We start from the raw sequence: 19,506 nt of genomic DNA on the forward strand, positions 1-19,506 counted from the left end.
TGCACCTTTCACACCGAACGCCCCACAAACGCCAAGAATGTCACCATGCGTGCACACACCAACACCAAAAGCCCATAATGGAACACATGAAACCCACCACAACCCCCCACACCACCACCCCACACCCAACCCCCACCGACAGGGGAGCCACCACCCCCGAAACCACCCACACCCACCCCCCAAAATAGAAACCCAGGAAGGCGCACCACCCACGAAAGAAGACACCACCATGGCCACCGCCAGCCCCACAGCCGGCCCCCTCACCGCCCTGGCCTACACCCTCCTCCTCGTCTCACAAAGCATTGCCGCCTTCCTCCTCCTCCCCCTCGTCCTCGCCTCCGCCATCCTCACCCTCATCTGGGTCGGCCTCCCCTTCACCATCCTCACCGCCACCACCCTGCGCACCATCGCCAACGCCCAACGCTCCACCCTCACCCGCATCAACCCCCAACAACCCGTCCCCGCCGCCTACCGCCCCCTCCCACCCACCGGCGTCCACACCCGTGTCCGCATCATCCTCACCGACACCGCCACCTGGCGCGACCTCCTCTGGCTCACCTCCGCACCCCTCCTCACCTTCCTCGCCCTCGCCGCCCCCACCCTCTACGCCCACGCCCTCTTCCAAACCACCTACGCCCTCTACCTCTGGCGCCACATCCCCGACTTCTACGGCGTCATCAGCCCCCAAACCCCCGCCCAAGCCCTCCTCGTCCTCCCCCTCGCCCTCATCACCTTCCTCATCGCCCACACCCTCCACCCCCTCACCACCACCGCCCACCACACCCTCGCCCGACTCATCCTCGCCCCCTCCGAAAAAGCCCGACTCACCGCACGCGTCGCCCACCTCGCCACCAGCCGCGCCGACACCATCGACACCCAAGCCGCCGAAATCCGCCGCATCGAACGCGACCTCCACGACGGAGCCCAAGCCCGCCTCGTCGCCCTCGGCATGGACCTGGGCATGGCCGAACACATCGTCGACACCAACCCCCAAGCCGCCAAACAGATGCTCGCCCAAGCCCGCGAAACCACCCGCCAAGCCCTCATCGAACTCCGCGACCTCGTCCGCGGCATCCACCCACCCGTCCTCGTCGAACGCGGACTCGACGGAGCGGTCCACGCCCTCGCCCTCACCCACCACCTCCCCATCACCGTCACCACCCACCTCACCGGACGCCCCGGTGACCCCGTCGAATCAGCCGCCTACTTCGCCATCGCCGAACTCCTCACCAACACCGCCAAACACGCCCAAGCCACCCACGCCTGGGTCCACATCAACCACGGCCGCCAACGACTGGTCATCACCGTCACCGACAACGGACAAGGAGGCGCCCAACCCACACCCGAAAGCGGACTCACCGGCATCGCAAGCCGCCTGAACACCTTCGATGGCACGATGAACATCACCAGCCCCACAGGCGGACCCACCATCGTGACCCTGGAGATCCCTTGCGCGTTGTCATCGCCGAAGACCTTGCCCTCCTCCGCGACGGACTGATCCGACTCCTCGAAGCCCACGAATTCACCGTCGTGGCCGCCCTCGACAACGGCCCAGACCTCCACAACGCCCTCATCGAACACAAACCCGACGTCGCCGTCGTCGACGTCCGACTCCCCCCGACCTTCACCGACGAAGGCCTCCAAGCCGCCATCCAGGCCCGCACCCACGTCCCCGGCCTGCCCATCCTCGTGCTCTCCCAGCACGTCGAACAGCTCTACGCCCGCGAACTCCTCTCCGACGACGGCGGCGGCGTCGGCTACCTCCTCAAGGACCGCGTCTTCGACATCGGCCAGTTCATCGAAGCCATCCGCCGCGTCGCCGCCGGCGGCACCGCCATGGACCCCGCCGTCATCTCCCAACTCCTCGCCCGCCAGGACCAGAGCGGCCCCCTCGCCCAACTCACCCCCCGCGAACGCGAAGTCCTCGCCGAAATGGCCGAAGGCCGCTCCAACTCCGCCATCGCCGGACGCCTCTACATCACCGAAAAAGCCATCAGCAAACACATCAACAACATCTTCACCAAACTCGACCTGCCGCCCTCCTCCGACGACAGCCGCCGCGTCCTGGCCGTCCTGGCCTACCTCAACGGCCAATAACCGCACCGGCCCGACCCACCGCACCAACACAAAAGGCCGCGGCCCCGAAGGGACCGCGGCCACCACCGCCCAGCTCAGACAGCCAGCTCAGAACCTAGTCACGACGCACCCGGTACAACCCGTCGATCTCCTCCGAGAACGCACGCAGCACCGCCTCACGCCGCAACTCACCCGTCGGACGCACCAACCCCGACTGCACCGTGAACTCCTCCGCCAACACGTGGAACGACCGCACCGCCAAATGCCGCGGCACACTCCGGTTCGCCTCATACACCAGACCCTGCACCTCACGCAGCAGATCACGGTCCCCCGCGATCTCTTCCGGCGCCATCGACAACGGACGCCCGTTCACCAACCGCCAGTACTCCAACTGATCACGCACCAACGTCACCAGAGCACTCGCGAACGGACGCCCCTCCACGATCACCAACACCTGACTGATCAACGGATGAGCCCGCAACCGGGCCTCGAACTCCGCCACCACCTCGGCATCACGCGAACGATCACCCGAAGCACCCCCCGAGCCGGCAGCGCCACCGGTACCCGCCACCGCCGCGAACTCACCCGTCCCCGGCCGCACCGACGTGGGCTCCCCCCGGCGCTCTACCGGCTCCTCCACCGCCGGAGCCACCTCCAGCTCCCGCGTGGGCGCCTCAGCCAACGGCAACGCCGCCGTGGCGGTCACCGCCGGCTCAGCCCGCTCCGCCGACTCCCTCAGCACGACCGGGTCGGCCTCCACCGCCGGAGCGGGCCCCCGAGGCACGAACCGACCCGGGACCTGCGCCATCGACGCCTGCGGCCGCAACCGCTCACGCACCCGCACATACCCCTCGTTGTCCACCTCGGCCAGCACACCCGTGGCCAGCCACCCCTCACGGAAGGCCGCCCGCGAGCCCTCACCGTCCGCCCAGTAGCCCGAGAACACCGCGCCACCGCGCACGTACAGCTCGCCCTCGCGCGAAACCCACACCTCACGCCCGGGCATCGCCTTGCCCACCGTGCCCGGCACTCGCTCACCCGGAGCGTTCGCGGTGAACACACCCGCGGTCTCCGCGGCCCCGTACACCTGCATCACCGGCACACCCACACCGCTGAAGTAACTGTCCAACCGCTCCGAGAGCCCTCCGCCCCAGCACACCGCCAGGTGCACCCGGCCACCCAGCAGATCCCGGATCTTGGAGAACGACCAGTCGTACATCGACCGCGACAGCCGCTGCCACGCGCCCTTCTTGGGTGACTGGTCGAACTGCACCGCCGCGTCCATCGCAGCGTTGAACGTCCCCACCGAGTCCCAGTCCGTGGAGTGCGCGCTCTCCCGCTCCACACCGTGCACCCGCTCGAACAGCCCCGGCTGGCACACCAGCACCGTGGGCTTGAACCGCTCCAGCTCACGCCGCAACCGCCCCGGCGCCACCAGGCCCACCCGGATCCGGCCCACCACACACGCCACCAGCGAGGCCAACCCCGCGAACTGCGACAGCGGCAGGTCCAGCACCGCGCTCGCCCGTCCAGGGGCCAGGCCCTCCAGCCGCGGCCACATACGATCCACCAGATCGGCGGCGGCCGTCAGCAGCGCACCGTGCGAGAGCACCACACCCCGTGTCTGCCGCGAGACCGTGCTCACCGGGTACAGGATCACCGCGGGGTCCTCGGGCACCACCTCGTCGCGCCGGAACCGCACCGAGGAGGCGTCCATGTACGTGCCCAGGCTCACCACACTGGGCAGGCCCTCCTCCAGGCGCCACACCCGGCCCAGGTCCGGCAGCTCACGCTGTAGTCCCACCGCGGTCCGGTACTGGCGATCGCCCTGGACCACGGCCGCCGACGGGCGGGTCTGGCGCACCACATGCGCCACCCGCTCGGCCGAGGCCGTCTCCGGCAGCGGCACCAGCACCGCCCGCACCGACCACACCGCGTAGGCCACCCGCACCCAGTCCTGATGCGAGGCCGACACCAGGAGCACCCGGTCGCCCTCAGCCACACCGGCCGCGACCAGCCCCTTGGCCAGAGCCGTCACCTCCGTGGCGAACTCCCCGGCGGTCCGGCGCTCCCAGGCCCCGTCCGCCAGGACGGAGAACACGTGCGCGTGCGCGTCAGAGGTCGCCACCTCATACACCAGGTCGCTCAACCCTGAGTGTGCTCGAGCCAACGAACCGGGGGTCTCGCCCATACCCTCATCCTCTGTCACATCATGAAGGCGGGCCCCACACGATTCCCACCCGCCTCAGTCGGGGAATTGTGCCCTACTGTGCCCATTTCCCCAACGAACGGCAACCTCAGGGTGCAGAACTCAAGACTCAGAGCAAAATGGGCAAGGACCTGGGCTCATCCCACCTTTGACCGGGCCGACCACACGAACGCCAACAACGACAACACCGCCACCGACGCCATCACCACGGACATACTCACCAACGAGGCCTCACCCGAAGGCGTCATCCCCGCCATCGCCGCGATCGCACCGCCCAACGCGAACTGCAGCGAACCCATCAACGCCGAGGCCGTACCCGCCACCGCCACCGGCTGACCGTCCAAGGCCGACACCGTCGCGTTCGGCATGATGAACCCGACACTGAACATCATCAGCGCCAGCAGACCGGAGACCATCCACAGCTGAGCCACCCCGAACAATGCGAGCGCCAGCAGCGACACCACCGCGACCAGCGCCAGCAGCAGACCCAGCAGCAGCCGGCGCGAGGTGTCCACCCGGCCCACCAGCAGACCGTTGCCCTGTGTCCCCGTCATCATCGCCAGCGAGTTCACCGCGAACAACCACCCATAGCCCTGCGGCGAGATCCCGAACTCGTTCTGCGACACGAACGAGAACGCCGAGACGTAGGTGAACAGCATCCCGAAGCTCAGCCCCAGCGTCAGCACCGGGCTCACGAACTTCGGATTACGCACCAGCGTCCCCACCGTCGAGGCCAGCTGACGCGGACCCTGAATGCGCCGGGCCTCCTTCGGCAGGCTCTCGGGCAACCACAGCAGCACCAGCACGAAGCTCAGCGCCGACATCGCCGCCAGCACCCAGAAACTCAACTGCCACGGTCCCACCAGCAACAGCTGCGCACCTACCAGCGGTGCGAGCAGCGGGGCCAGCATCATCACCAGCGCGAGCCGGGAGAAGAACCGCACCGCGTCGTCACCCTGGAACATGTCGCGGACCACGGCCCGGGCCACCACCGCACCCGCGGCACCGGCCACACCCTGCAGGAACCGCAGCGCGATGAAGACCGTCACGTTCGGCACGAACACACACAGCACCGACGTCACCGTGAACAGCGCCACGCCCACCAGCAGCGGGCCGCGACGACCCCAGGCGTCACTCATCGGCCCGATGACCAGCTGCCCCACGGACAGGCCCAGCATGATCGCGGTCAGGGTCAGCCCGATCTGCCCTTCCGTCGCCCCCAACTCCTGGGTGATCTGTGGAAAGGCCGGCAGGTACATGTCGGTCGCCAGCGGCCCGGTGGCCGTGAGTACACCGAGGACCAGTACGAGCAGCGCGATCGACTTGCGCGACCGAGTCGAACTCGGGCGAATCTCCTGTTCAGGGGAGGCGGAGGGGGACGATGGGGACTGCACAGGCACTCCAGTTCGAAGAAACGTCAAAGGGTGGTTGGGAGCGTGCCCAGGGGTATGGACCACTCCATACCAACACCGAAGAGGAGGTTTTCGCTCCCCACCCAACCACCCAAAACCTGTGACGTCCCTTACGTCCCGGTCTCAGTCACCGCACCAACCGGTCCAACAACCTCTCCACCTCGGCAGCCGGATCCAGTGTCAACCCCCCGTGGATCGGCCCCGGCTGCACGATCGTGCTCCTGGGCGCGGTCAGCCACCGGAACCGCTGCCCCTGCCTCTCCCGGCCGGCCAGGCCCGCCTCAGCCCCGCCCCGGCACATCACCTCGACCGCTTCCAGAGCCCGGCGCACCCCCGCCACGTCCACCCGGGGGTCCACCGCCCGCAGCCGGTCCTCGTCCAGGGCCGAACGCGACGCCAGGAACGCCCGCTCCTGCGAGTACACGATCACCCCGGCGTTCACGCACTCACCACGCTCCAGCTGCGGGATCACTCGCAGCAGCGCGTACTCGAACACCGCGCGTTCGCGCTCCACACCCACCTGTCCGGTGGTCACCGTGGTGTACCGCTCGCTCACGAGGACACCTCCGGCAGCCAAGAACGGTCCGCCACACGGGCCACCAGGTGCTTCACGTACGCCTCACGCACTTCCTCCGCCGAGGCGAACCCCGGCTCGTCCACCAGCCACTCGTCGGGCACCAGCCCCACCACGTCCCGCAACAGGCCCTCGTCCACCAACGGGGCCAGAGCCGCGTCCGCCGCCGCCAGATCCGGGGCGGCCCCGGACAGCACGTGGTCGGAGGCGTCGTAGGCCCGGCCGACGAACTTCTCGGCGTTGGCCCAGCTGTGGTGGAAGATCAGCGTCGCCCCGTGGTCGATCAGGTACGGCCGACCGTGCCACAGCAGCATGTTCGGGTTGCGCCAGGAGCGGTCCACGTTCCCGGTCAGGGCGTCGAACCACAGCACCCGCCCGGCGAACTCCTGGTCCACCTCGAAGGTCAGCGGGTCGAACCCCAGCGAACCGGGCAGGAAGTCCATCCCCAGGTTCAGTCCGCCGCTGTTCTTGAGCAGCTCCTGGACCTCCTCGTCAGGCTCACCGCGGGCGATGACCGCGTCGAACTCCACCAGGGCCAGCTCCGGGACCGGCAGCCCCAGGGCCCGGCCCAGCTCACCGGTCACGACCTCGGCCACCAGGGTCTTGCGCCCCTGACCGGCACCGATGAACTTGACCACGTACATTCCCAGGTCGTCGGCCTCGACCAACCCCGGGAGCGAACCTCCTTCGCGAAGCGGCAGCACGTACCGCGTCGCGATCACCTTTTTCAGCACGCTGGCCAGCATAGGCACCGATCCGGACCGACGCACCGCGCCCGCCGGAGCCCCAAGCGCTGTAGCGAACACAGAAGAGTCGTGTCCCCCAGCCCACCCTGACACGACCAGCCCCTTCTCGCAGCCCGCCTAACCAAGGCTGAACACGTTCTAGATACCAGCCAGCCCTCACCCCGACACGCCGAGATCTCCGGAACGAGGAGCTAGGAGGCGGGCGGCGTAGCCGCGCGAATTCATTTTCTCTGTGTGCTTTTATAGAAAAGCTACGCCGCCTTTACGTCGTAGATTTATATCGCGAACAGCAAGAACGAAGGCCTCTCCGGAGCCACCCCCCCCCGACTCAAAAAATTGGCGGGACCGCACCCCCGCCCCGGCCCGGCCCCTGACCACACCCACTCCCCCATCGGAGGAGACACCGATGATCGACGCCCGCCTGTCCGGCCAGACCGTCCTGGTCACCGGCGGCTCCAGCAACATCGGTGCGGCCATCACACGTGGGGGCACCTCACTCCCCCTCCGGAGGAGAGCGAGCAACTCGCGGCCGAGCTCGGGAACGACTCCTTCACCATCGGCGCCGACCTGTCCGAGCCGGGCGGGACCACCTGGCTGATCCGCGAGGTCACCGAGCGAGCCGGGGCACTCGACGTCCTGGTCAACAACGCCGCGCACTGCGAATCCCCGGACACCATGGACACCCTGACCCACGCCTCAATGGAGCGCCACCGTGTTGTTGGGCAGGGTGCCTGCTCTTTCAGGGCCAGGGTGAATACCCCTTCCCTTTGTAGCGGGTCCCAGGGGTGATCACCAGCGGGAGGCGGAGGTCCTGGGGGCTCCCGGCCTTCGGTGTGTCGCCCGGGAGGCGGATCGGTCCCAGCACATCTGGAAAACCACCCCGGGGACACGATTGGTGACGCTAGGTTGCTGTTCGTGTCCAGGTTCCGGTTGTACCCCACCAGCACGCAGGAGCAGCAGATGCTCGAACACTGTGCGCATGCGCGGTATGTGTGGAACCTGGCGTTGGAGGTGACCAACACCTACCGCAAGGGCAGAGCCCGGGTGGAGAAGCCGCCCCGGTTCGCGGCCCTGTGCCGGATGCTCACCCAGGCCCGCCAGACCGACACCGCCCACCTGGACGCGGAGACAGCTGCGGAGTTCGCGTGGGTGGTCTCGGGCAACGTGGTGATTCAGCAGCAGGCTTTGAAGGATTTCGACCAGGCCATCAGTAACTTCCTGGGCGGCAGCCACGGGTATCCCACCTGGCGCAAGAAGTACCGCAACGAGGGGTTTCGGGTGATCGGCACCGGCCGGGTCCCCGCCTACACCGCTACCGGTGAGCCGGTGCTGAACGCCAAGGGCAAGCAGGTCATGCACCGCAAAGCCCTGGTGCAGAAGCTGAACAGGAAGTGGGGGCAGGTCAAGGTGCCCGGCTGCGGGTGGGTGAAGTTCCGCCTGACTCGCCGTGAGCTGCCGGATGCCAAGTCCTTCCGCGTCACCTTCCGGGACGGGTTGTGGCATGTGGCCTTCGTGACCCTCCCCGACCCAGTCCCGGGGCCAGGGGACGGGTCGATAGTGGGGATCGATCGGGGCGTGGCCATCACCGCTGCCCTGTCTGATGGACGCACACTCAACTGCCCTCAACCCTCGACAAAGGAACGCGCCCGACGCCGCAAGCACGAGCGCCGTGCCGCCCGCGCACCCAAGAGCAGCCCCGCCAGGAAGGCTGAGCATGCCAAGGTGGCCCGGCTCAAAGCTCGGGAGGCGGCGCGGCGTAAGGATTGGGTGGAGAAGACCTCCACGATGCTGGCCCGCACCTTCGATACCATCCGGTTCGAGGATCTGAAGATCACGAACATGACCGCCTCGGCCAAGGGCACGGTGGCCGAGCCGGGCAGCCGGGTGCGGCAGAAGTCGGGGTTGAACCGGGCCATCCTGGCCCAGGGGTGGGGGATGCTCCGCACCCGCACCGGCCACAAAGCCCCGGGCCGGGTTCAGGATGTGCCCGCCCGCAACACCAGTCTGCGTTGCAGCGACTGCCAGTGGATCGACAAGAACTCGCGTCAGAATCAAGCGCGGTGTGCGACACGAAGTCGCTCAGTAGAAGTAGGAGGGCGAAGTAGGGATAACTCTCTTCCGGCCAGTGACCCAAGTGGCCGGTCCTCACCCCCGGGTGCGTCGTTGGTAACGACGGGGTGCTAAGCCGGGGGAAGGCTCAAGAGGTGGGCAGGGCCATTGTCCGCCAACAAGCCGAGGAAGATGGCAAGGGCGAACGAAAGTGAATCCTCGTAGTTACAGCTCGTTATTGGTACAGCGTGTCCATGGTCTGTTGTCGACGCTGGTAGGGCCAGGTGTTGGAACCGCACCAGGTGGCCGGGAGAATACTCGCATCTCTCCGGCAAGGGTCACCACCGGCCCCGGGTTAAAGAGGACGCCCTCCGCCATCGCTTCTTCTCTGAGTGGAACGTGGAAACCCCGTAGCGGTCCGGAAATGTCCCGGTAGGCCCGAGGCAACGACGGCACAATCCCGCTGTGGGAACAGGATGGCCCGAGAAGCGAACGCCAACAGGGCGAAAGCCCAGGGGAAACGTCAGATGTCACAGGTCCTTCCCTGCTGACCATAACCCGTTGGATACCGACATATGTCGGGCCCGAAAGGGAGCTGACGCGGGCCAGGTGGATCTTTGAAGTGAGAGCTGAGCAACGCCCTCACGGGGCTGCAAACTAGACACGAGGGAGGAATGTGGAGACCCTGTCTCGACCTGAGTCCTTCGTGAGCGGAGGCCTCGACGATGCCGAGTTCTGGAACAGCATTGACTGGCCCAGAGCAGAGGACAACGTCCGGCGTTTGCGTCAGCGGATCTTCAAGGCTGTGGAGGCGGGGGACTACAAACGTGCCCGCGGCCTCCAGAAACTCATGTTGCGGTCGTACTCCAACACGCTGACCAGCGTCAAGCGAGTCGCGCAGATGAGTGCTGGAAAGAGAACGGCCGGTATCGACGGAGAACGCGCACTCTCCCCGAGTGGGCGAGGGCATCTTGCCAAAGAAGTCCACGCTATGCGAACGCCGTCGGCCGTGCCGGTCAAGCGAGTGCACATCCCCAAGGCGAACGGCAAGTCCAGACCACTCGGAATCCCGGTGATCAGGGACCGCGTCCACCAGGCGCGAGTCAAGAACGCGCTGGAACCCGAGTGGGAAGCCAAATTCGAGGCCAGGAGCTATGGCTTCCGGCCCGGGCGTGGCTGCCAGGACGCGATCCAGTCCATCTTCCTCACGGCCTGAGGGGACGACACCAAGAGGGCATGGGTGCTGGATGCGGACCTGTCGGCCGCGTTCGATCGAATCTCGCACGAGCACCTGATGCGGTCCCTGGGCCAGTTCCCGGCAAGGAAACAGGTTCAGGGATGGCTGAAGGCCGGAGTGATGGAGAAAGGCAGATTCTCCCCCACCGAAGAGGGAACTCCTCAGGGCGGCGTGATCAGCCCGTTACTCCTCAACATTGCTCTGGAAGGGATGTCAGAAGCTATCGGGGCTATTGAACCGGGCAAGCGAGTCTATCGCAAGGTTCATCCGATCCTGGTGAGGTACGCCGACGACTTCGTGGTCATGTGCGACACGGAAGAGAAAGCAAACGAGGTCAAGCTCACCCTCGCAGAATGGCTGTGCCCCCGAGGACTGTCCTTGAACGAGGACAAGACTCAGATCGTTCCTCTGAGTAAGGGGTTCGATTTCCTGGGGTTCAACGTCAGAAAGTTCAAGGGCAAGAAGCTGATCATCAAACCGAGCCAGGAGGCCGTCAAGGCGGCCAAACATCGGATCAGGGAGACCGTGAGGCAGTATAGGGGTGCTGAAACCGGGGCACTCCTGCGGGCCCTAACTCCTTTCGTCAAGGGGTGGTCGACCTATTATCGTTCGGTGGTCTCATCTCGCACCTTCACGGATTTGGACGATTACGCTTACACAGCGCTGCGACGATGGGGTTTGAGTCGCCATCCGAGCAAAACCCAAAAGTGGGTCGCTGATCAGTACTGGGGAAAGTTCAACAAGAACAGCCAGGACGGATGGGTGTTCGGAGACCGAAAGACCGGTTTCTATCTCCAGAAGTTCGCGTGGACCAAGATCGTCCGGCATGCCCTGGTCAAGGGCGGGGCATCGGTTGATGACCCCGAACTCAGGGAGTACTGGGCGAATCGCACGAGGCGCAGAGTCTACCCCCGGGCAGACAGGAAGACGAACGTCTACCTGGCCGCCCGACAAAAAGGGGTTTGTGCCTGGTGCAGGTTGGACCTGATATCAGGGGCCGGGTACGAACCGGACAACGTCCGAGAATGGGTGAAGTGGTTCGTCGCCAGCTCGCGTACGCTCAACGTGCACCACGTGGTGTATCGGAGAGATGGAGGGTCTGATTCCGTGAAGAATTTGGTGCTCATTCACGCGGAGTGCCATCGTCAGCATCACGCCAGCGACCATAGGCGCGGGCGTCAGTCCGAGGGATCTGCTTGAGCCGGATGCGTGGAGACGCGCACGTCCGGTTCTGAGGGGGCCGGGACGCAGCGATGCGTCCCGGCTACCCGACTCGTCTGTACCCACTGCGGTTTCACCTGCAACGCCGATCTCAATGCTTCGAACAACGTCGCGGCAGGACAGGACACCAGTCCCGCACCCCACAGGGTGTGTGCCGGAGGGGTGATACCGCGCCAGCGGTCAAGCGCCCGTGAACCTCAGCAACTCCCACTCTTCCTGGGTTGGTAGCTGGAATCCCCTGCTCTTTCAGGCAGGGGAGGATGTCAATACCGGGTCAACGCCGTCGCCCAGGTGGTGCTGATCGCCGAGGCCCCCCTGTCCGTCGTCAACATCTCCACCGACTCGGCCCGGTCGTTCCCCCGCCAGATCGGCTACGGCACTTCCAAGGGGGCGCTGGAGGCGCTCACCCGAGCCACCGCCCTGGAGCTGGCCCCGCGCGGGATCCGGGTGAACGCCGTCGCCCCGGGCCCCGTCCAGACCGGGTGGATGGACGACGCCCTCCTGCGGCGGGCGCAGGAGATCGTGCCGATGGGCCGGGTCGGCACCCCGGAGGACATCGCCGACGCCGTGGTCTACCTGGCCTCGCACCAGGCGCGCTGGATCACCGGGCAGGTCCTGCAGGTAGCCGGCGGGCACGCGCTGTAGCCCCCTCGTTGACGCCTCCGGTCCCCTACCGGACCCTGCGGGCGCGGATCACCGCATCGTGCATCGTCACCTCACGGCCGTCCGGGCGGGTGACCCGGTGCGAGCGGTCCTCGGCCACGAGCACCTCCCAGTCCGCACGGTCCAGGTCGGCCGCGAGCTCGGGCGCAGTGAAGTGCACGTGCGCGTCGTGGCCGCGGTCGTGGGTGCTCTGCTCATCACCGGGGTGGTGGCCGACGAAGAGCAGAGTCCCGCCCGGGGCCACCGACGCCGCCAGTCGGGCGAGCAGGTCGCGCAGTGATCCGGTGGTGTGCACGTACTGGCTGGTGACCAGGTCGAAGGTGTTCTCCGGTGGGGTCCAGACGGTCAGGTCGGCCTGTTCCCACGTGATGCGGTCCGCGAGCTCGGGCCCCCGGGCGGCGGCGCGCTCGCGGCCGCGGCCCAGGGCGGTCTCGGACAGGTCCACCGCTCGCACCCGCCAGCCGCGCGAGGCGAGCCAGAGGGAGTCACCGCCCTCGCCGCAGCCGGCGTCCAGCGCCGTGCCCGGTTCCAGGTCGGAGGCCTCCGCGACCAGCTGCGGGCTGGTCCGCGCACCCTGGCCGCCGTGTCCCCCGTGACTGGTGTGCCCGGTGTGCCCGGCGTGGCCGCCCTGTTCTCCCTGTCCCCCGTAGCGCTTCTCCCAGTAATCCTTGTCGAAGTCCTCAGACACCAACGCTCCCTCTTCCCCCGGTACCGTCCGTGTCGCCAGCGGCTCCAGGCCGTGGCGCAGGTCGCCCATGACCCGTTCTCAGAGCCGCGCCTCCGCTTCCGCTTCCGCGGGCACACCCCTCAGATCGTTGGTCACACGACCACCTCCACGAAGGATCATGCGAACCCGTGGCGTTTCGCGCAATGTTTGTTGCCAACCTGGCAAACTGGGCGGATGGAAGACAAGCTCGACGAGACCCTCTCCGCGGTCGGCCCCCGCCTGCGTGAACTCCGGCGGCGGCGCGAGGTCACCCTGGCCGAACTGTCCGAGGCAACCGGGATCTCGGTGAGCACCCTGTCCCGGCTGGAGTCCGGCGAGCGCCGCCCCAACCTCGAACTCCTGCTCCCCCTGGCCCGGGTGCACGGCGTCACGCTGGACGAGCTCGTGGACGCCCCGCCCACCGGGGACCCGCGCATCCACATGCGCCCGGTCACCCGGCACGGCATGACGATGGTCCCGCTCACCCGCAAGGCAGGCGGCATCCAGGCCTACAAGCTCATCCTCCCGGCCAACAGCCCCCGGCGGGAGCCCGACCCTCAGACACACGAAGGCTACGAGTGGCTCTATGTGCTTAACGGAAACCTGCGGTGTGTGCTAGGCGAGCACGACATGGTGCTCTCCCCCGGCGAGGCGGTGGAAATGGACACCCGGCTGCCGCACTGGTTCGGGTCGGCCGACGACGGAGCGGTCGAGATGCTCAGCCTCTTCGGCCGCCAGGGCGAACGCGCCCACCTGCGGGCTCAACCCAAACGCCGCCAGAGCCACGCGGGGGAACCGAGAAGGACTTCTGAGAGCCTCCCGGCCCCGGAGGTCTAGAGGTTGTCCTCGGGCAGATCGCCCCAGTCGTCTCCGACGTCCTCACCCGGGTTGGGCACGGTGGGCACCGGGCTGGCCGGATCCCCCTCACCGTCTTCCGGCGACGGGCTCGGCTCGGTCTCCTCGGCCGGTTCGGACTGTTCGAAGTCGGGCTGCCCCGAGGTCGGCATCTCCGGGGAGGGGAACTGCATCATCCACAGGTACAGGGAGAACACCAGCAACAACAGGAGAAGGAGCAGCACGCCCAGCCCCCCGATCAACCACCAGTTGGCGTCACCGGTGGCCACCGCGCTGTCCCGGCGGCCCGTCCAGGGCGACCAACGCACCGCCGAGCCGCCCCGCTCCCCCGCCCAGTGCGGCATCACCACCGGCCCCTGCCGGACCACGGGCCCGCCCCGGCCGGCCTCCTCCAGGAAGTGCCCCGCCCCGGCGCCGCCCTCCTCGTAGGGCACCGCCACCCACAGCGCCGAGCGTCCGTTGGTGCGCGCCGAAGCCACCCCCGCGCCGTCGCGGACCGCGTGCGCGAACCGCTGCCGAGTGGGTTCGTCGATGGCCGCGGCGTCGTTGAGCATCGCCACGCTCATCCGCTCCCCGGCGGCGTCGCGCCCCAGGTAGACCACGCCCAGGCGGGACTCGTGCAGCCTGCCCAGCAGCCGGTAACCGCCGAGTTGGCGGGGGTCGACATCGTTGAGGCCTCTGGTGGGCGCGCTCATGTCAGGTCCCCTCCCCCGTCGGTGCCGATCTCATGCGTCCCCTGCCCTGCGCTGATTGACGTGTCTGGACCCTTTTACACGCCTGGACCTTATCTGTGCTGCTTTACGTGCTGTTCCCGGTCTGGCGTTGTCTACCGGCGGGCAAGCTCCTCAACAGGTAGTGTCGCCACAGGTGAACCACAACCTACTCCTTACCGGCGTCCACGCACGGGGCGCCGAGTCCGGGAAGGACGGGACATGGCACAAACCTCACCCGGGAACGGCTCCGCTTCCGCACCGGGGCCGGAGAGCACTCCGGGCGAGCCGACTCGGCTTCTTCGGGCGGCCCTGCACGAGGTGTCCACGGTCATCGTCGGACAGGAGCGCATGGTGGAGCGTTCCCTGATCGCCCTGGTCGCGCAGGGGCACTGCCTCATCGAGGGGGTGCCCGGCATCGCCAAGACCCTGGCGGTGTCCACCCTGGCCAAGGTCACCGGAGGTTCGTTCTCCCGGGTGCAGTTCACCCCCGACCTGGTGCCCTCCGACATTGTCGGCACCCGCATCTACCACCCCTCCACCGAGCGCTTCGACGTGGAGCTGGGCCCGGTCTTCGCGAACTTCGTGCTCGCCGACGAGATCAACCGGGCTCCGGCCAAGGTGCAGTCGGCCCTGCTGGAGGTCATGGCCGAACGGCAGGTGTCCATCGGCGGGACCACCTACCCGCTGCCCTCCCCCTTCATCGTGATCGCCACCCAGAACCCGGTGGAGTCCGAGGGCGTCTACCCGCTCCCCGAAGCCCAGCGTGACCGGTTCCTGATGAAGGTCACCGTGGGCCACCCCCAGGCGCACGAGGAGATGGAGATCCTGCGCCGGATGAGCTCGAAGCCGCCGACCGCGCACCAGGTTCTGGACCCGGTCACCCTGGGCGAGTTGCAGGCCGACGCCGAACGCGTGCACATCCACCAGCTGATCGCCGACTACGTGGTGCGCCTGGTCATGGCCACGCGTGAGCCGGAGAACTACCAGATGCCTGACCTGCGCCAGGCGCTGGAGGTGGGGGCGAGCCCCCGCGCCACCCTGGGACTGGTCGCGGCCGCCCGCGCGCTGGCGCTGCTGCGCGGGCGCGACTACGTGCTCCCCGACGACGTTCGGGTACTGGCCCACGACGTGATCGCGCACCGCCTGGTGCTGACCTTCGACGCCCTGGCCGACGGCATCACTCCGGCCCAGGTGGTCGACCGCATCCTGTCCACCGTTCCCGCGCCCCGGGTCATCTGGGACGAACCGCCCACCGGTGAGACCGCCTCCTTCGCCTCGCAGAGATAGGAAAGGGTGACGAGGTGATCGTGTGAACACACCCGCCATCGGTACCGATCCGCGGCTGCGTGCGGCGTTGCGGCGGTTGGACCTGCGTATCGTGCATCGCCTGGACGGGTTGTTGCACGGTGAGCACCTGGGGCTGCGCTTGGGGCCGGGTTCGGAGGCGGCCGAGGCCCGGCTGTACCAGCCCGGTGAGGACGACGTACGGCACATGGACTGGGCGGTGACCGCCCGGACCGACACCCCGCACGTGCGCGACGTGGTGGCCGACCGCGAGCTGGAGAGCTGGACGCTGCTGGACCTGTCGCCGAGCATGGACTTCGGGACGGGTCTGCGCTCCAAGCGTGACGTGGCGGTGGGCGCCCTGGTGGCGACCAACCTGCTCACCCAACGGGTGGGCGACCGCTTCGGCGCGCACTTCCTGCACGAGGGACGGGTGCGGCGCTGGCCCGCACGGTCGGGCAAGGAGGCGTTGCTGTCGTTGTTGGCGACCGTGGCGGCCGCTCCGAGGGGGGACCAGCGCTCCCCGGACGCGGAGCGGGCGACTCTGGCCGACGCGGTCGGCGATCTGGTGCGGACCCGGCGCAGGCGGGGGCTGCGGGTGGTGATCTCCGATTTCCTGGACACCCCGGCGTTCGGCGGCGAGGTGAGCTGGGAGCGTCCGCTGCGCCAGTTGGGCTCGCGCCACCAGGTGCTGGTGGTGGAGGTGGTGGACCCACGTGAGCTGGACGTGCCAGAGGTGGGTGACGTGGCTCTGCGTGATCCGACCACGGGACGGGTAAGTGATGTGCGTCTGACCCGTACGGTGCGCGAGCGCTACCGCAGGGCGGCCGAGGCACAGCGGGCGGCGGTGCGGGGGGCACTGCGCCGGTGCGGGGTACACCACCTGGTGTTGCGCACGGATCGGGACTGGGTCCTGGACACGGCGCGGTTCGTGATCCACCAGCGCCGGACCGCGCACCACATGGCCAGGCACACCCCGGGGGTGCCGCGGTGAGGGCTTCGGGGGACTCGGACGGTGTGCGGGTGACAAGGGCGCGGGAGGGTCCCGCGCCAGGACGGGCACAGGGGACGTGAGGCAGCCATGACCTTCCTCGAGCCGCAGCGGTTGTGGTGGCTGCTGGCCCTGCTGCTACTGGTGGGCGCGTACGTGTACGTGCAGCGGCAGCGGCGCGAGTACACAGTGCGTTTCACCAATCTGGAGCTGTTGAACCAGGTGGTGCCGCACCGGCCCGACATCCGCCGGCATGTTCCGGCGACGCTGTTCACGCTGGCTCTGGGGGTGTTGATCGCCGCGATGGCGGTGCCCGCGATGCCGGTGGAGGCGCCGCGGGAGCGGGCGACGATCATGGTGGCGGTGGACGTGTCGTTGTCGATGGCGGCCAACGACATCGAGCCGGACCGGTTGCACGCGGCCAAGGAGTCGGCCCAGGGGTTTGTGGGGACGCTGCCGGATCGGTTCAACGTGGGGTTGGTGTCGTTCTCCTCGACCGCGACGGTGGTGGCGCCGCCCACCCAGGACCACGCCTCGGTGATCGGGTTGATCGAGAACCTGCGGCTGGGGCCGGGGACGGCGATCGGTGAGGGGGTGTTCGCCTCTCTGGAGGCGATCCGCGGCTTCGACGAGGACGCGGAGGAGGATCCGCCGCCGTCGGCGATCGTGCTGCTCTCGGACGGGGAGAACACCAGTGGGCGCGACATCGCGCAGGCTTCGGCGGCTGCCGCCGAGGAGGAGGTGCCGGTGTCCACGATCGCGTTCGGGAGCGGGGCGGCGATGATCGAGATCGACGGCTACCAGGTGCCCGCCGACATCGACAAGGAGGCGTTGCAGGGGTTGGCCCAGGACACCGGGGGGCACTTCTACGAGGCCGAGAGCGAGACGGAGCTGGACGAGGTCTATGAGGACATCGGTTCCTCGCTGGGTCTGGAGATGGTGCATGAGGAGATCGTCACTCGGTTCGTGATGGTCGCGATCGTCTTGGCGCTGGCGACCGCATTGACCTCACTGCTGTGGTTCCAGCGACTTCCCTGATGTGGAGAGAACCAATCCTTGACATCAGTGATGTTGGTCACATCCCTTTAGGTGGGGTTTACACCTTTTCCTGCGCGGCCACCGGTTAGCGTTGGCATGTTTTGTCATGCCCATCCACTTCGAGGAACGATGCCGAACACACCCGCACCCCCGGCCGCGATCTGCTTCGACCTGGACGACACCCTCATTGACGACGTCGCCGCCTCGTCCGCGGGTCTGCGCGCGGTCATGGAGCGGCTCGGCCACCCAGACTTCGGCGCCGCCCGCGCGCTGTGGGACGCCCAGACCGAAATCTCCTTCGGCGCCTACCTGCGCGGCGACCTGAGCCTTGAGGACCAGCGCCGTGAGCGCATCCGGGCCCTGGCTGTCCAGGCCGGGCACAACGACGTCGCCGACCAGCACTGCGACGACCTCTACCGGCTCTACCTGGACGGCCACCGCGCCGGCTGGCAGGTCTTCCCCGACACCTTCGCGGTGCTGGGCGCCCTGTCCTCTGCCGGCTACCGGCTGGCCGTGCTCACCAACGGCATCGAGGCCCTACAGCACGCCAAGCTCCAGGCCCTGGAACTGACGCCCTACTTCCACGCCGTGGTCTGCGCCGACACCGTGGGCGCGGGCAAGCCCGACCCGCGGATCTTCCACGCCACCGCCCAGCGCCTGGGCGTGGACCCCAGCGCCTGCTGGCACGTGGGCGACCAGATCCAGGCCGACGGCGTGGGCGCAGTGTCCTCAGGCATGCGCCCGGTGATCGTGGACCGCCAGGCCCGCCAGCCCCTCGAGGGCATCACCACCCTGACCGGCCTGGACGGCCTCCTGCGCATGCTCGGTCTGCCCAGCGCGACCGCGACGGGCGCGCTGTGAGCTCGATCGACGACTGGATGGCCCGCCGGGTCACCGTGCACCTGATCACCTCCGGCCCCCAGGGGCCGGTCCTGTCCGGCACGCGTGTGCTGTTCGGCCAGGACCCCGAGGAGGTCGCACGTGAACTGGGCGGGCTGGAGCCGCAGGCACCGCTGGTGGCCCTGGAGGTGCTCACCGAGACCGTGAGTCTGTACCGGGGCCGGGCCCTGCACGTGGACCGGGTCGTGTTCGCCGAGCCTCACCTGGTCTCGGCCTGGCCCTCGGTGGTGCCCGTCGCGGGGTTCACCCCCGCGGCCCCCGCTCTGGCCGAGGAGGAGCCCGACCCCGCAGGCGACGCGCGGCCCCGGCTGCGCCGCTTCGCCTCCTACGGGATCGTCACCGACTCCGCCGGGCGCATCCTGCTGAGCCGTATCGCCGAGGGCTTCCCCGGCGCGGGCACCTGGCACCTGCCCGGCGGCGGCGTGGACACCGGCGAGGACGTGCGCGCGGCGCTGCGGCGCGAGGTGCTCGAGGAGACCGGTCAGGCCGGTGTGGTCGGTGACCTGATCAAGGTGGCCAGCCACCGCCGGACCCAGACCAGCGGAACCGACATCTACTCGGTGTGGGTCTTCTCCCACGTGCACGTCCTCGAGCCGAGCGAACCGCACGTGCTCGAGGAGGACGGCTCCACCGCCGACTGCGGGTGGTTCACCCCCGCGGGGCTGGCGGAGCTGCGGCTGTCCACCACCGCCCGGCGCGGCATGGAGTTCCTGGTCCAGCACCGCCGACTGCGGTGATCAGGGTTCCTGGGGCCCGGGGTTTCTGAGGCCGGGGTTTCGGAGGCCGGGGTTTCGGAGGCACTGCGGAGCCCCGGCTCCGACCGGACCCCACA

At 68.1% G+C, this 19,506-nt stretch carries 17 protein-coding genes and 1 pseudogene; 12 read left to right on the forward strand and 6 right to left on the reverse strand.

The genetic code is table 11. The features are described from left to right. Positions 1 to 229: 229 nt before the first annotated feature. Positions 230 to 1,498 (forward strand): sensor histidine kinase, encoded by a 1,269-nt coding sequence (locus D457_RS0109230; protein ID WP_017580371.1) that lies wholly within the window; start codon positions 230 to 232, stop codon positions 1,496 to 1,498. Next, positions 1,450 to 2,097 (forward strand): LuxR C-terminal-related transcriptional regulator, encoded by a 648-nt coding sequence (locus D457_RS0109235; protein ID WP_017580372.1) that lies wholly within the window; start codon positions 1,450 to 1,452, stop codon positions 2,095 to 2,097. The genes D457_RS0109230 and D457_RS0109235 overlap by 49 nt, the downstream gene beginning before the upstream one ends. 94 nt (positions 2,098 to 2,191) lie before the next feature. Here D457_RS0109235 and D457_RS0109240 read toward each other — a convergent pair whose 3' ends face one another. The 4 genes from D457_RS0109240 to D457_RS0109255 form a co-directional block, all read right to left on the reverse strand. After that, positions 2,192 to 4,267, reverse strand: coding sequence for an AMP-binding protein (locus D457_RS0109240; RefSeq protein WP_026116486.1), 2,076 nt, complete (start codon positions 4,265 to 4,267; stop codon positions 2,192 to 2,194). Between the two features lie 155 nt (positions 4,268 to 4,422). After that, entirely contained in the window at positions 4,423 to 5,679 is a 1,257-nt protein-coding gene (locus D457_RS0109245) for a multidrug effflux MFS transporter (protein WP_017580374.1), read from the reverse strand. A 145-nt stretch (positions 5,680 to 5,824) separates the two neighbouring features. Beyond that, positions 5,825 to 6,253 (reverse strand): DUF3037 domain-containing protein, encoded by a 429-nt coding sequence (locus D457_RS0109250; protein WP_017580375.1) that lies wholly within the window; start codon positions 6,251 to 6,253, stop codon positions 5,825 to 5,827. After that, the gene (locus D457_RS0109255; protein ID WP_017580376.1) at positions 6,250 to 7,017 is read right to left on the reverse strand and encodes a HipA family kinase; all 768 of its coding nucleotides are present in this window, start codon (positions 7,015 to 7,017) and stop codon (positions 6,250 to 6,252) included. Before D457_RS0109255 ends, D457_RS0109250 begins: the two co-directional genes overlap by 4 nt. A 915-nt stretch (positions 7,018 to 7,932) precedes the next feature. Here D457_RS0109255 and D457_RS0109265 point away from each other — a divergent pair. From D457_RS0109265 to D457_RS0109275, 4 genes and pseudogenes are all read left to right on the forward strand, one after another. Then, a complete protein-coding gene (locus tag D457_RS0109265) occupies positions 7,933 to 9,201 on the forward strand; it encodes an RNA-guided endonuclease InsQ/TnpB family protein (RefSeq protein ID WP_160167390.1) in 1,269 nt (422 codons plus the stop codon). Between the two features lie 571 nt (positions 9,202 to 9,772). Further along, positions 9,773 to 11,020, forward strand: a pseudogene (gene ltrA / locus D457_RS36950) (group II intron reverse transcriptase/maturase); the annotation flags it as partial. Between the two features lie 312 nt (positions 11,021 to 11,332). After that, positions 11,333 to 11,503, forward strand: a complete 171-nt coding sequence (locus D457_RS36955; RefSeq protein ID WP_394297036.1) for an HNH endonuclease — start codon at positions 11,333 to 11,335, stop codon at positions 11,501 to 11,503. 315 nt (positions 11,504 to 11,818) lie between these two features. After that, a complete protein-coding gene (locus tag D457_RS0109275) occupies positions 11,819 to 12,169 on the forward strand; it encodes an SDR family NAD(P)-dependent oxidoreductase (protein ID WP_239646049.1) in 351 nt (116 codons plus the stop codon). Positions 12,170 to 12,194: 25 nt separating this feature from the next. Here the strand turns inward: D457_RS0109275 and D457_RS0109280 are convergent, their stop codons facing one another. Continuing rightward, positions 12,195 to 12,875, reverse strand: coding sequence for a class I SAM-dependent methyltransferase (locus D457_RS0109280; RefSeq protein WP_026116488.1), 681 nt, complete (start codon positions 12,873 to 12,875; stop codon positions 12,195 to 12,197). Between the two features lie 213 nt (positions 12,876 to 13,088). Between D457_RS0109280 and D457_RS32190 the strand changes: the two genes are divergently transcribed. Then, entirely contained in the window at positions 13,089 to 13,730 is a 642-nt protein-coding gene (locus D457_RS32190) for a helix-turn-helix domain-containing protein (protein ID WP_017580382.1), read from the forward strand. Here the strand turns inward: D457_RS32190 and D457_RS0109290 are convergent. Then, the gene (locus D457_RS0109290) at positions 13,727 to 14,443 is read right to left on the reverse strand and encodes a hypothetical protein (RefSeq protein ID WP_017580383.1); all 717 of its coding nucleotides are present in this window, start codon (positions 14,441 to 14,443) and stop codon (positions 13,727 to 13,729) included. The genes D457_RS32190 and D457_RS0109290 overlap by 4 nt on opposite strands. Positions 14,444 to 14,680: 237 nt before the next feature. On the opposite strand from D457_RS0109290, the gene D457_RS0109295 reads away from it, so the two are divergent. From D457_RS0109295 to D457_RS0109315, 5 genes are all read left to right on the forward strand, one after another. Then, positions 14,681 to 15,748, forward strand: coding sequence for an AAA family ATPase (locus D457_RS0109295; RefSeq protein ID WP_017580384.1), 1,068 nt, complete (start codon positions 14,681 to 14,683; stop codon positions 15,746 to 15,748). A 22-nt stretch (positions 15,749 to 15,770) separates the two neighbouring features. Beyond that, on the forward strand, positions 15,771 to 16,739 hold the full coding sequence (locus tag D457_RS0109300) for a DUF58 domain-containing protein (RefSeq protein ID WP_017580385.1): 969 nt from the start codon (positions 15,771 to 15,773) through the stop codon (positions 16,737 to 16,739). Between the two features lie 87 nt (positions 16,740 to 16,826). Beyond that, on the forward strand, positions 16,827 to 17,774 hold the full coding sequence (locus D457_RS0109305) for a VWA domain-containing protein (RefSeq protein WP_017580386.1): 948 nt from the start codon (positions 16,827 to 16,829) through the stop codon (positions 17,772 to 17,774). 129 nt (positions 17,775 to 17,903) lie between these two features. After that, complete coding sequence (locus D457_RS0109310; protein ID WP_017580387.1) at positions 17,904 to 18,635, forward strand: HAD family hydrolase; 732 nt, start codon at positions 17,904 to 17,906, stop codon at positions 18,633 to 18,635. Beyond that, on the forward strand, positions 18,632 to 19,411 hold the full coding sequence (locus D457_RS0109315; RefSeq protein WP_017580388.1) for an NUDIX hydrolase: 780 nt from the start codon (positions 18,632 to 18,634) through the stop codon (positions 19,409 to 19,411). Before D457_RS0109310 ends, D457_RS0109315 begins: the two co-directional genes overlap by 4 nt. Positions 19,412 to 19,506 lie beyond the last annotated feature (95 nt).

The sequence above is a fragment of the Nocardiopsis valliformis DSM 45023 genome (assembly GCF_000340985.1).
GTDB lineage: Bacteria > Actinomycetota > Actinomycetes > Streptosporangiales > Streptosporangiaceae > Nocardiopsis > Nocardiopsis exhalans.